This window comes from Streptomyces sp. NPDC022910 (assembly GCF_055561075.1).
In genome coordinates this window covers 167,109-179,494 of the sequence record NZ_JBVHHL010000006.1, presented here as the reverse complement: position 1 = coordinate 179,494, position 12,386 = coordinate 167,109, and the positions used below count along the sequence as shown (strand labels likewise).

Genomic DNA, 12,386 nt, shown 5'->3' with positions numbered 1-12,386 from the left:
CGTACAGATCACGCGCAGGTCTCGATTAGGGTGGTCACGCTGTGCACAGCAGTGGACTCAGAGGGGAAGTATGGCGGCACGACACGAGGAGATCGCCGATGAGCTGCGGCGGGCGATCGATCGCGAGGAGTACACGGTGGGCAGCCTGCTGCCCCCGGAGACGGACCTCGCAGCCCACTACGGCGTCTCCCGAGGCACGGTCCGCCAGGCCGTCGCGGCCCTGACCGCCGAGGGGCTCATCGGGTCTCGGCAGGGCGCCCGCCGGGTGGTGCTGGCCAGCCGCCGCAGCCAGAGCTTCGCGGAACTGCGCAGCTTCGCGCAGTGGGCGCGGGCGATGGGCCGCGAGGCGACCGGGCAGATGGTGGCCCAGGAGTACCGGCCGGCGACCAAGGAGGACGCGGTACGCCTCCATCTGCCCGAGCAGGCCCCGGTGTTGCACGTTCTGCGCGTGCGCGGTCTCGACGGCGAACCCGTCCTGCTGGAGCGGACCGTCTACGCGGACTGGATCTCCCCGGCGGTCGAATCCATCGAACCCGACTGCCCCTCCGTCACTCAGCGGCTCCTCGATGACACGGGCCTGGTCTTCGCATACGGCGAGCACGTCATCGACGCGGTCGCGGCGGGCGCCCAGGACGCCGAACTGCTGGGCATCCGCCGCACCAGTCCGCTGCTGCGGGTCCGGCGCGTCACGACCACACGCGACGGACGCCCGGTGGAGTGGTCGGACGACCGCTACCGCTCGGACGCCGTGAGCTTCAGCGTGCACAACTCGATCGGCAACAACGCGCTGGCGCGCAAGACGGCCGAGTGACCGGTCGGGCGGCGGGCCCTCAGCCGGAGGTGGCGGCCACGCAGAACTCGTTGCCCTCCGGATCGGCCATCACCACGTGGTGTCCGTCGAATTCCGCGAGGATCCTTCCGCCCGCCTCCACCAGGCGCCCGGCCTCCGCCCTGATCCGCGCCCACCGCTCCTCGGGAGTGCCGTGCCCGGGGACGCGGACGTCGATGTGCAGGCGGTTCTTGGCGGTCTTGGGCTCGGGCACCTTGAGGATCGACAACAGGGGGCCGACACCGTCGGGATCGCACAGCCACGCGCCGTCGTCCACGGATTCGTCCCCCGGCAGGTCGAACTGCGCGAGCCACTCCTCACGCGTGGCGAAGGGGGCGGGCGGCGGCTCGTCGGTGTAGCCGAGTGCCGTCTTCCAGAACGCGGCGAGGAGCTGCGCGTCCGCGCAGTCGAGGGTCAGAGTGATTCTGGCTGCCATGACCGCGACCGTACTGTGCGCCACTGTCAGCCGGGCCGCCTCAGGTCGGCGAGCCCGACGAGAACCGGCGCAGCAAGGGCGAAAGGACGAGCACCGACTTGGTGCGCTCCACGAACGGCTCCCCGGCGATCCGCTCCAGCACGCGCTCGAAGTGACGCATGTCGGAGGCGAAGACCTGGGCGATCGCGTCCGCCTCACCGGTGACGGTGGAGGCGGCCACGACCTCCTGGTAGCGCTCCAGGCCCCGCTGGATGGTCTCCGGCGAGGTGTTGCGCCGGCAGTAGATCTCGACGAACCCCTCGGTCTCCCAGCCGAGCGCCGCCGGGTCCACCCGGACGGTGAACCCCGTGATGGCGCCGGTCGCGCGCAGCCGGTCCACGCGCCGCTTCACGGCCGGCGCGGACAGGCCGACCAGTTGCCCGATGTCCGCGTAGGAGCGGCGGGCGTCCTCGGCGAGGGCGTGGACGATGCGTTCGTCGAGATCGTTCAGCAAGGCGGGCGGTTCACTTCTCTGCGGTGAGTGGGGTCGGCGCGGGCTCCTCGACGGCCAGCCGGGAGCGGCGGTGGCCATACAGGAAGTAGAACACGAGGCCGACGGCCATCCAGACTCCGAAGACGACCCAGGTGACGGCCGAGAGGCTGCCCATCATCCAGACGCAGAAGGCGAAGCCGAGCGCGGGCAGCACCGGCGACAGCGGTACCCGGAAGGTGCGGGGCATGTGCGGACGCGTCCGACGCAGCAGCACGACCGCGATGTTGACCAGCGCGAAGGCGAACAGCGTGCCGATGCTGGTGGCGTCGGCGAGCTGCCCGAGGGGGATCGCGGCGGCGAGGACGCCGCAGAAGACGGACACGATCAGCGTGTTGGCACGAGGCGTGCCGGTCCGCGGGTGGACGCGCGAGAACACCTTGGGCACCAGGCCGTCCCGGGACATCGCGAAGAGGATGCGCGTCTGGCCGTACAGCACGGTCAGCACGACGCTCGCGATGGCGATGACCGCGCAGGCGGCGAGGAGGGTGCCCCAGAAGGTCTGTCCCGTGACGTCCTTCATGATCTGGGCGAGCGCGGCCTCCGAGTCGTTGAAGCGCTGCCAGGGCTTGGCGCCCACGGCGACAGCGGCGACGACGACATACAGCGCCGTGACGATGACCAGCGACAGCATGATCGCGCGGGGCAGGTCGCGCTGTGCGTTCTTCGCCTCCTCGCCGGCCGTGGAGGCGGCGTCGAAGCCGATGTAGGAGAAGAACAGCGTGGCCCCCGCGGCGCTGACGCCTGCCATGCCGAGCGGCATGAAGTTCGCGTAGTTGCCCGAGCGGAAGCCCTGAATGCCGATCAGGCAGAACAGCAGGAGCGCGGCGATCTTCACCACGACCATGATCGTGTTGGCGCGCGCGGATTCCTTGGCACCGCCGAGCAGGAACGCCATGGCGAGCAGCACGACGATCAGGGCAGGCAGATTGAAGATGCCGCCCTCACCGGGCGGCGCGGACAGCGCGGCCGGGATGGTGACACCGATGGTGCCGCCCAGCAGTTCGTTGAGGTACTCACCCCAGCCGACCGCGACGGCGGCCACGGAGACGCCGTACTCCAGGACCAGACACCAGCCGCAGATCCAGGCGATCAGCTCACCCATCGTTGCATACGCATACGAGTACGAGGATCCGGAGACCGGGATCGTGCCCGCCAGCTCGGCGTACGACAGCGCGGAGAACAGCGCGGTGAGACCGGCGATCACGAAGGAGAGGGTGACGGCCGGACCGGCCTTGGGGACGGCCTCGCCGAGGACCACGAAGATGCCGGTGCCGAGGGTGGCTCCGATGCTGATCATGGTGAGCTGCCACAGCCCGAGGGAGCGCCGCAGCGTCCCTCCTTCGCCCTGGCCGCCCTCGGCGACCAGCCGCTCCACGGGCTTGCGGCGCATGAGACGCGCGCCGAGGCCGTCGGGCGGCGAGGCCGGATGACTGCGGGACTGCGGGGGTGCGCCTTGGTCGAGCACGCGTCGGCTCCTTGTCGCTGCCGGTCAGGGGGCAGGCGAGGACCGGCGGCGCCCCTGGGGCGGGGACCACCGAGCGGGGTCCTCGCCACGCCACGTACAGCGCTTGACCCTATGAGCCAGCCCTTCACGGGCGTAATGCGGCAGCCTTGCGCACCTCCGCAAGATCGTTGCGTTCATCGAGGAGTCACGGATGTTTGTTGCGCAAGCCCTTTCGATGTTTGCGCACGGCAGCCGAGGGCCCCTCAGTCCTCCTCGGACTCCCCTGCGAGCGCCCGCGCCCGGGCTTCGTCCGCCGCGTCGAAGCCCGTCTGTCCAGGCTTTCCGTAGGCGGCCGCCTGGGCGTCGATCCAGCGGGTGTGGGCCTCCCAGGCGGCCTGCTTGCTGGTGCCGAGCGCTGCGCCGATCTGGGCCCAGGAGGCTCCGGCCTCACGCGCCGCCCGCAGGGTGAGCTGGCGCCCGTACGCCGCTTTGCGGGCCACGACCTCGCTCAGCGCCAGCAGCTCCAACAGCTCGCCCCGGTCCAGTGCCCCGGCCTCGCTTCCCTCCCCGGCGAGCGACTCCCTGATGCGCAGCTCCTCCAGCCGGGCGACGGCGGTCACCAGCGTGTACTGCGACTCGATGCTCTGGGGTGTGGTCATACGTCCAGATTTGCGTCAAGACCGCTGGACGTCAAGACGACTTGACGGAAGCTCCTTGACGAGGAACGTGCAGGGGTCGGCGCACGGGTACGTCACACCGTCGGTGTCCTCGTACGCCCAGCGGTCCACGTACGCGACGAGGGGCCGGTAGCCGAGCCGCGCGTACAGGGCCGCCGCGCGGGGATTGTCCTGGCCGACACCGAGGCCGATCGTCCTGCGGCCGCGCCCGCGGGCCAGCTCCTCGGCCGCACGAATCAGCGCACTGCCGACGCCGTGCGAGCGCAGTTCCTCGGGCCAGACGCCGAGCCCGTTGATCTCGGGGCAACCCGCCCCCGCCCCCCGGACCTCCGGCGCGGCGCAGCCGTTCCAGCGCACCTCGGCGTGCCCGACGGGCCGTCCGTCGATCCAGGCCACCAGGTACGTGCTCTCCCCCGTCTCCTGTCGGGCGAAGCGCCGGGCATGGGACGAGGTGGCGCCGGGCGAGCCGATGTACCGGTCGAGCAGCGCGACATCGGCGGTCCGGCAGACGGTGATCTCCATGGAGCCGACGGTAGGCGGCCGGGATCGGCCACGTCGCCCGCATTTCCGCCCCCGCACGCGGACGGCCCCGCTGTCCCGCCGTCGGGGCGACCGGGGCCGTACCGAAGAAGGTCGTGTCAGCTCCAGCTGGCGTGCAGCGGCTTGCCCTCCGCGTAGCCCGCCGCGCTCTGGATGCCCACGACGGCCCGCTCGGCGAACTCCTCCAAGGAGCTTGCGCCCGCGTAGGTGCAGGAGGAGCGGACGCCCGCGATGATCGAGTCGATCAGGTCCTCGACGCCCGGGCGGACCGGGTCGAGGAACATGCGCGAGGTCGAGATGCCCTCCTCAAACAGGGCCTTGCGAGCACGGTCGTACGACGACTCGTCCGACGTGCGGTTGCGGACCGCGCGCGCCGACGCCATGCCGAACGACTCCTTGTAGAGGCGGCCGTTCGCGTCCTGCTGCAGGTCGCCGGGAGACTCGTACGTGCCGGCGAACCAGGAGCCGATCATCACGTTGGACGCGCCCGCGGCCAGCGCCATCGCGACGTCGCGCGGATGACGGACTCCGCCGTCGGCCCACACGTGCTTGCCGTACTTCTTCGCCTCGGCAGCGCACTCCAGGACCGCCGAGAACTGAGGGCGTCCGACGCCCGTCATCATGCGCGTGGTGCACATGGCGCCGGGGCCCACGCCGACCTTGACGATGTCCGCGCCCGCCTCGATCAGGTCGCGCACGCCCTCGGCGGCGACGATGTTGCCCGCCACGATCGGCACCCGCGGGTCGAGCGCCCGCACCGTCCCGATGGCGCCGATCATCGATTCCTGGTGCCCGTGCGCGGTGTCGATGACGAGCGTGTCGACGCCCGCGTCGAGCAGCTGCTTGGCCTTGCCCCCGACATCGCCGTTGATACCCACGGCGGCGGCGACGCGCAGCCTGCCGTCGGCGTCGGTGGCCGGCGTGTAGAGAGTGGCGCGTACGGCGCCCTTGCGGGTGAGGATGCCGGCGAGCTTGCCGTCCTTGTCGACGGCGGGCGCGTAGCGCCGGTTGGCGGCGTCGAGGGTGTGGAAGGCCTCGCGCGGGTCGATGTCGGCGTCCAGCAGCAGCAGGTCTGTCGACATCACCACTTCGAGCTGCGTGAAGCGGTCCACGCCGGAGAGGTCGGCGTCGGTGACCACACCGATGGGCCGGTGCTGCTCGTCCACGACGACACCCGCGTTGTGCGCGCGCTTCGGCAGCAACGCGAGCGCGTCGGCGACGGTCTGGTGCGGCGCGAGCACGATGGGGGTGTCCAGGACCAGGTGGCGGTCCTTGACCCAGGAGATGACCTCGGTCACCACGTCGATCGGGATGTCCTGCGGTATGACGACCAGACCGCCGCGACGGGCCACCGTCTCCGCCATCCGGCGGCCGGCGATGGCGGTCATGTTGGCCACGACCAGCGGGATGGTGGTGCCCGTGCCGTCGGGGGAAGTGAGGTCCACGCCGTGCCGGGAACCGACCGCGGAACGGCTCGGCACCATGAAGACGTCGTCGTACGTCAGGTCGTAGGCAGGCTGTATGTCATTGAGGAAACGCACGTGCTGCACATCCCAGTCGATCAGAGGTGGCCCCGGACAGGTCAGCCAGGGGGAAGAGCACGTACTTCATTGTCCCATGTCGGGGGGTATGCGGTCCCCGGACAGATCATCCAGGCAGGTCAGCGGCGCCTTCGTGGGATCCTCCAAGCGCGAGCGCAACGGAGAGTCCCAGCCCGCGGTCCACCGCGGCGGCGAGCACCTCCTGGGCGATCTCCCACTCCTCGGGCCGGGCCGTCGCGTAGCCGCGCCAGCCCGTGACGAGGATCAGCAGCCCCCTGTCCGCGGATGCCTCGGGCCAGACCGACAGGTCGGTGAGCGAGTCGTTGAGCGCGTCCCAGTTGCGACCGAACCAGTGCGGCAGGTCCAGGGCGCGCACGATCCGCTCCATGAACGCGGCCTTGTCGGCGACTCCGTGAAGGTCCAGCGTGACCACGAGCGGGCCCGCCGGGTCGTCCGTCATCTCAGCACCACCCTGAACGAGTTGTAGTGATCGTCGGTGTAGTAGATCTCCCCGCCCTGCCCGGTGACAAGGCGCCGGGCCCCGCGGTCGCGCGAGCCCGGGGTCTTCACCGTGTACTCGTGGTAGTAGCCGCGCGGGTGCCTGGGCAGCAGCAGCTCGAAGTTGCCGAAGACGGCGCCGTCCTGGGCGTACGGGAAGAAACCGCCCTTGTCGACGAGGCCGAGGGTCTGCCGCGCCTCGGCGGGGAGCCGGGACTCCTTGACGGTGGCCATGTGCCCGACCCACGACGGGGTCGTCTGCCCGGCCCACGAGGGGGTCGGCACCGGGGCGCCGGTGTCCGTCGGCGAACACCCGGCGACCAGGGCGCCCAGGCACAGGAGCAGCCCCGCGAGCACACGAGGGACGTACCGCGTCAGCATGACCTTGATGCTGCCACGGCCGCCCCCGCGCACCCGGTTGTCAGGGCCCGTCAGGGCCCGTCGGGGTCCGCCCGGTTCAGGGCGGGCTTCGGAGTGGGTCCCGCCGTCATGAGGTAGTCCGCGGCCGACGTGTCCGTCACCAGGCTCGTGACGAGCCCGGATCGCAGCACCGCGTCGATCGCGGCCGCCTTGCGCTGCCCGCCCGCTATCGCGACGACTTCGGGGACGCGACGCAGCTGGTCCGCCTTGACGGTGATGCATCGTTCCCCCAGGTCCCGTCCGACCCGGCGGCCCTCGGCGTCGAAGAGGTGCGCGGACATCTCGGCGGCGACACCGAGAGACGCGTAGTGAGCGCGCTCCTCCTCGGTGAGCATGTCGTGCACCGTCGAGATGCCGGGCTCCCAGGAGCCGATGGAGACGCAGGCGACCGTGACCTTGTCGAAGTACTCGAAGGCGCGGGCGATCCCCGTCTGGTTGCGCAGCGCCGCCGCGGTCGCCGCGTCCGGCAGCAGCATCGGCGCATAGATGGGGTGGGCGTCCCCGCCCGAGACCTGCGCGGCACGGCGGACGGCCTCCACCGAGCCGCGCTCGGCGGTCCCGGCGTCGTACACGCCCGTCAGCTGCACCACCGTGCACGGCGGCAGCCGGTCCAGGGCCGCCGCCATGTGGATGGTGGAGCGGCCCCAGGCCAGGCCCAGCACATCGCCCTCGGTCACCAGTTCGCCGAGCAGGTCGGCGGCCACCTCACCGAGATTCTCGGGGTCGGGCGACTCCTCGGCGTCGGCCGGGGACTCGACCACGACGGCGTGCCTGAGGCCGTACCGGGCGCGCAGCGCGTCGGAGCGCTCGGCGTCCAGCTCGGCCGGAACACGGATCTCGATCCGCACGAGATCCCGTTCGAGAGCGGTCTCCAGGACCCGGGCCACCTTGAAGCGGCTGACGCCGAACTCCTCCGCGATCTGGATCTTGGACTTGCCCTCGAGATAGAAGCGACGGGCCATGGCCGCCGCCTGCACCAGCTCAGCGGGTCCCATCCGCATGGCTGACCGGCCCGCCGACATACCCGACACGGCCATCTCCTCACTGCTGTTCACACTCTGCATTCGCCGTTCATCCTTGCAGATCCGGCGTACTTGATCAGCCCGGACGGTCGGCGTTCAGTTTCCGTTGGCTCACTCGTCGCACGCCCATGACGCACGAGCGGTCGCCCGCTCCGCCTGGGTGCGCAATGCACGTACCGCGGCGGCCGGGTCGGCCGCCCCGTAGACCGCCGAACCGGCCACGAAGACGTCCGCCCCCGCCTCCGCGCACTGTTCGATGGTGGAGGCCGAGACGCCGCCGTCGACCTGCAGCCACAGCTCGAGACCGTGCTTGCTGATCAGCTCGCGGGTGCGGCGGATCTTGGGGAGCATGATGTCCAGGAAGGCCTGTCCGCCGAAGCCGGGCTCGACCGTCATGATCAGCAGCATGTCCAGCTCGGGCAGCAGGTCCTCGTACGGCTCGATGGGGGTGGCGGGCTTGAGGGCCATGGAGGCCCGCGCGCCCTTGGCCCGGATCTCGCGGGCGAGCCGCACCGGCGCGGCGGCCGCCTCGGCGTGGAACGTGACGGAGCCGGCACCCGCTTCGACGTACTGGGCCGCCCACCGGTCGGCATCCGCGATCATCAGATGGCAGTCCAGCGGAGTGTCCGTCGCCCGGGCCAGGGACTCCACGACCGGCAACCCGAGCGTGAGGTTCGGGACGAAGTGGTTGTCCATGACGTCGACGTGGAGCCAGTCGGCTCCTTCCACGGCCGTCGCCTCCTCGGCGAGGCGGGAGAAATCGGCGGACAAGATGCTGGGGTTGATCTGCACGGCCATGACCCAAGACTGCCATGCCCCGGCCCCGCTTGTTGTCGCCGGTCCGCCCTGGACCTTCGGCTCATTGCGCGACGCGGTGCACGGCGCGCCAGGCGCCGACGCGCGGGGGGCTACCACGGCCCTGCTGGACAGGGAGAACGCCCAGGCCATGGGACCGCGCCAGCCGCTTCCAGCTGCCACGTGACTTCTCCCAGGCCCTCGACATCCACGACCGCGTCCTGCTGGAACTGGAGCCCGATCACATCACGGTACGGCCCGACCAGGCGCAGTGAACTTCTCGGCGCGGAGTCCCGAAGCCGGCCCGGCCCCTAGAACTGAGAGGCGGGCACCCCCACGAGGAGGGTCCGGCGGCATGCCGGTTCAGCCCGTCCGGCGGATGAGCGCCAGATACATGGCGTCGGTGCCGTGCAGATGCGGCCACAGCTGTACGTCGGGGCCGTTCCCGATGGCCGGGACACCAGGGAGCAGGGGCCGGGCGTCGATGAGGTCGGTCTCGGGGAACTGCTTGAGCACGTCGGCGACCACGGCGCGCGTCTCGGCCAGGTGGGGCGAGCAGGTGGCGTAGCCGACGACGCCGCCGACGCGTACGGACTCCAGGGCCGTGCGCAGCAGGCCGCGCTGAAGCGGCGCGAAACCGTCCAGGTCCTCGGGACGGCGCCGCCACCTGGCCTCGGGCCGGCGGCGGAGCGCTCCCAGTCCGGTGCAGGGCACGTCCACCAGTACCCGGTCGAAGCTCCCGGGCCGCCACGGCGGGCGGGTGCCGTCGGCGGCTATGACCTGGTAGGGACCGGGATTCCCGGCGAGCGCCTTCGCCACCAGGCCGGCCCGGTGCGGCTGCTTCTCGGATGCCAGCAGTACGGCCCCGCGCTCAGCGGCGAGCGCCGCGAGCAGCGCCGCCTTGCCGCCGGGCCCGGCACACCCGTCGAGCCACTTCTCGTCGGGTCCCTCCAGGGGGGCGTTCGCCAGGGCGAGCGCGACGAGCTGACTGCCCTCGTCCTGAACGCCCGCACGGCCTTCCCCCACGGCCTCGACGGCACCGGGCTCGCCGCCCTCGGTGAGCCGGACGGCGTACGGTGACCAGCGCCCCGGCGCCGCAGCCTCCTCGCGCAGCAGCTCCTCGGTGGTGGAGCGACCGGGACGGGCGACGAGCGTCACCCCCGGCCGCTCGTTGTCGGCCTCGAGAAGGTCCTCGATCCCGGCGCGCCCGCCGCCGAGCGAGTCCCACAGGGCGGAGACGACCCAGCGCGGGTGCGAGTGCACGACCGCGAGGTGGTCCTCGGGGTCCTCGTCGTACGGCGGTGCCACTCGCTCCAGCCAGCCGTCGAGGTCGTCCTGGGCGACCTTGCGCAGCACGGCGTTGACGAACTTGGCCCGTCCGTCGCCGAGCACGACACGGGCGAGCTCGACGGTGGCCGATACGGCGGCATGGCTCGGGATCCGCGTCCCGAGCAGCTGATGGACGCCGAGACTGAGCACATCGAGCACGGGCGGATCGACCTCACGCAGCGGCCGGTCGACACAGGCCTCGAGGATGGCGTCGTACGTCCCCTGCCTGCGCAGCGTCCCGTACACCAGCTCGGTGGCGAGCGCCGCGTCCCGCCCGTCGAAGTCCCCCTTCTCGCGCGCCTTGCGCAGCAGCGGCGGCAGCACGAGGTTCGCGTACGCGTCCCGCTCGTCGACGGCCCGCAAGGCGTCGAAGGCGAGGATACGGACGGGGTCCTTCTGGGGCCGGCGGTAGGGCTTGCCCGGCTTGCGGGGACGACGGGACTGGTCGCTCACGAAAAAAGTGCTCCGGATGTGGGATGACGTGCGCCTCCCAGCGTACGTCCGTGGCTGTCGGGCGGGTCGGGGAGGTCAGCTCCCGAGGGTCTCGGTGGCGCCGATCCGCACCCCGCGCGCCCAGTCCGCGGCCTTCATCGGCTTCTTGCCCTGGGCCTGCACCCACACCAGCTCGACGGCGTACGAACCCGTGCCGACGTACACGTTGTTCTTGCCGACGGACAGCTGCCCGGGGGCGAGGTCCGTCCGCTCGGGCACGGGCGCGACCTGGATGAGCTTGAGCCGCTCGCCGCGGAAGCCGCTCCAGGCGCCGGGCGCAGGTGTGCAGGCGCGCACCATGCGGTCGATGCGGAGCGCGGGCGCCGACCAGTCGACATGCGCGTCCTCGACGGTGATCTTCGGCGCCAGCGTGACCCCTTCGGCGGGCTGCGGCACGGCCTTGAGAGTGCCGGCCTCGATGCCGTCCATGGTGGCCGAGAGCAGTCCGGCACCGGCGAAGGCGAGTCGGGTGAGGAGGTCACCACTGGTGTCGGTGGGCCGGATCCGCTCGGTGACGGTGCCGTAGACGGGCCCGGAGTCGAGTCCTTCCTCGATGAGGAAGGTCGAGGCACCCGTGATCTCGTCGCCCGCAAGGAGGGAGTGCTGTACGGGGGCGGCGCCGCGCCAGGCGGGGAGCAGGGAGAAGTGCAGGTTGACCCAGCCGTGGGCGGGGACGTCGAGGGCGACGCGCGGCAGGAGCGCCCCGTAGGCGACCACCGGACAGCAGTCGGGGGCGATCTCCCGCAGCCGTGCGAGGAAGTCCTCGTCACGGGGCCGGTTCGGCTTGAGAATCTCGATCCCGGCCTCTTCCGCCCGCTCGGCGACGGGACTGGCGACGAGCCTGCGCCCGCGCCCCGCCGGTGCGTCGGGCCGCGTGACGACGGCGGCCACCTCGTGCCGCTCGGACGCGATGAGAGCGTCCAGCGCGGGGACGGCGACCTCGGGGGTACCTGCGAAGACAAGCCTCATGAGTGGGTGACGGCCTCTCGGGCGGGAGCGCTGACGGGCCCGCACGCCTCCGGCTGCGCCGAGGCGGACGGGCAGCGCACCAGTGTATGGGGGCCGGGGCGCCGGGAGCGCGGTGGCCGCCCTGCTCCTCGGCGGACGCCTCCGCAGCGCGCACCACCCGTGGGGGCGTACGCATATGCCCTTACGCCCCCGCACCGTGACCACAGACCCAAAAGCGCGTTGGTCAAGAAAGAGTTGACCACAACGGGCCGCGATTGCGGCCCGGCCCTTTTCAACGCCGGTTCGAGAGGCTTGTTCATGGCCGACCACGCAACCCACGACGCCCAGGCCCGGGCCAGCCTGCACTTGCTGGTGCGGGACATCGAGCGGGTCCGCCGGCAGGTGGACGCACTGCGCACCCTCACCGCCCAGTTGGGCAACGTCTACCGTCCGCGTCGCTCCGGCCCGTCCACGGGCTTCGTCGTCTACGGACGCGCCCCCGCCCCGACCGTCCGCCTCGCCCAAGAGCTGCGGGACAGTGTCGAGACCCTGGTCACGGCGGCCGTGGACTTCGACCGCTCGCTCGGCTTCTCGTGGGACGCCGTGGGCTCCGCGCTCGGAGTCACCAAGCAGGCGGTCCACCGCCGTTACGGCGCCCGCCGTGCCGCGACCCAGGCGGCCGCCGAGGCCGAGCGCGCGTCGGAGCCGTCCGGCACCCGCACGCTCAACGTGAGCGCGGGCATCCCCACGCTCCCCGCGGCACGATCGATGCCGACCCAGCCGACGGCGGGCAGCCCCACCCTCCGCGAAGAGGTGAGGCCGACGGCCTTCCCGGCCCCGCGCAACGGCTGAGCCGCCCTCCGCCTGCCTCCCGGCACCACCG

General features: G+C 71.6%; 14 protein-coding genes and 1 pseudogene. 3 read left to right on the top strand and 12 right to left on the bottom strand.

Features of this window, described 5'->3' with window-relative positions; all coding sequences use genetic code 11:
- The first annotated feature begins 70 nt into the window (after positions 1-70).
- Positions 71-811 (top strand): GntR family transcriptional regulator, encoded by a 741-nt coding sequence (locus ACZ3TS_RS08620; RefSeq protein WP_467614946.1) that lies wholly within the window; start codon positions 71-73, stop codon positions 809-811.
- Positions 812-830: 19 nt separating this feature from the next.
- Here ACZ3TS_RS08620 and ACZ3TS_RS08615 read toward each other — a convergent pair whose 3' ends face one another.
- The 10 genes from ACZ3TS_RS08615 to rpe all read right to left on the bottom strand — a co-directional run bounded on the left by ACZ3TS_RS08615 (position 831) and on the right by rpe (position 8,737).
- The gene (locus ACZ3TS_RS08615) at positions 831-1,265 is read right to left on the bottom strand and encodes a VOC family protein (RefSeq protein ID WP_467614944.1); all 435 of its coding nucleotides are present in this window, start codon (positions 1,263-1,265) and stop codon (positions 831-833) included.
- A 40-nt stretch (positions 1,266-1,305) separates the two neighbouring features.
- The gene (locus ACZ3TS_RS08610) at positions 1,306-1,758 is read right to left on the bottom strand and encodes an Lrp/AsnC family transcriptional regulator (protein WP_265559691.1); all 453 of its coding nucleotides are present in this window, start codon (positions 1,756-1,758) and stop codon (positions 1,306-1,308) included.
- A gap of 10 nt (positions 1,759-1,768) precedes the next feature.
- Positions 1,769-3,262: an amino acid permease gene (locus ACZ3TS_RS08605; protein ID WP_467614943.1), complete on the bottom strand. Its 1,494-nt coding sequence runs from the start codon at positions 3,260-3,262 to the stop codon at positions 1,769-1,771.
- Positions 3,263-3,504: 242 nt separating this feature from the next.
- Positions 3,505-3,900: a hypothetical protein gene (locus ACZ3TS_RS08600; protein WP_467614941.1), complete on the bottom strand. Its 396-nt coding sequence runs from the start codon at positions 3,898-3,900 to the stop codon at positions 3,505-3,507.
- 15 nt (positions 3,901-3,915) lie between these two features.
- On the bottom strand, positions 3,916-4,440 hold the full coding sequence (locus ACZ3TS_RS08595; RefSeq protein ID WP_467614938.1) for a GNAT family N-acetyltransferase: 525 nt from the start codon (positions 4,438-4,440) through the stop codon (positions 3,916-3,918).
- Positions 4,441-4,556: 116 nt separating this feature from the next.
- Entirely contained in the window at positions 4,557-5,999 is a 1,443-nt protein-coding gene (locus ACZ3TS_RS08590) for a GuaB1 family IMP dehydrogenase-related protein (RefSeq protein ID WP_467614935.1), read from the bottom strand.
- Between the two features lie 106 nt (positions 6,000-6,105).
- Positions 6,106-6,459 (bottom strand): barstar family protein, encoded by a 354-nt coding sequence (locus ACZ3TS_RS08585; protein WP_467614933.1) that lies wholly within the window; start codon positions 6,457-6,459, stop codon positions 6,106-6,108.
- On the bottom strand, positions 6,456-6,878 hold the full coding sequence (locus ACZ3TS_RS08580) for a guanyl-specific ribonuclease (RefSeq protein ID WP_467614931.1): 423 nt from the start codon (positions 6,876-6,878) through the stop codon (positions 6,456-6,458). Before ACZ3TS_RS08580 ends, ACZ3TS_RS08585 begins: the two co-directional genes overlap by 4 nt.
- Positions 6,879-6,928: 50 nt before the next feature.
- Entirely contained in the window at positions 6,929-7,972 is a 1,044-nt protein-coding gene (locus ACZ3TS_RS08575) for a sugar-binding transcriptional regulator (RefSeq protein ID WP_467615153.1), read from the bottom strand.
- A 78-nt stretch (positions 7,973-8,050) separates the two neighbouring features.
- Positions 8,051-8,737, bottom strand: a complete 687-nt coding sequence (gene rpe / locus ACZ3TS_RS08570; RefSeq protein WP_467614929.1) for a ribulose-phosphate 3-epimerase — start codon at positions 8,735-8,737, stop codon at positions 8,051-8,053.
- Positions 8,738-8,889: 152 nt separating this feature from the next.
- On the opposite strand from rpe, the pseudogene ACZ3TS_RS08565 reads away from it, so the two are divergent.
- Positions 8,890-9,009: pseudogene (locus ACZ3TS_RS08565) on the top strand (AbrB/MazE/SpoVT family DNA-binding domain-containing protein); the annotation flags it as partial.
- Positions 9,010-9,097: 88 nt separating this feature from the next.
- Here ACZ3TS_RS08565 and ACZ3TS_RS08560 read toward each other — a convergent pair.
- Together ACZ3TS_RS08560 and fmt are read right to left on the bottom strand one after the other, a co-directional pair.
- On the bottom strand, positions 9,098-10,516 hold the full coding sequence (locus ACZ3TS_RS08560) for an RsmB/NOP family class I SAM-dependent RNA methyltransferase (RefSeq protein WP_467614927.1): 1,419 nt from the start codon (positions 10,514-10,516) through the stop codon (positions 9,098-9,100).
- 75 nt (positions 10,517-10,591) lie between these two features.
- Entirely contained in the window at positions 10,592-11,524 is a 933-nt protein-coding gene (gene fmt / locus ACZ3TS_RS08555; protein WP_467614924.1) for a methionyl-tRNA formyltransferase, read from the bottom strand.
- Between the two features lie 297 nt (positions 11,525-11,821).
- Between fmt and ACZ3TS_RS08550 the strand changes: the two genes are divergently transcribed.
- Positions 11,822-12,355 (top strand): hypothetical protein, encoded by a 534-nt coding sequence (locus ACZ3TS_RS08550; RefSeq protein WP_467614921.1) that lies wholly within the window; start codon positions 11,822-11,824, stop codon positions 12,353-12,355.
- The last annotated feature ends 31 nt before the right edge of the window (positions 12,356-12,386 follow it).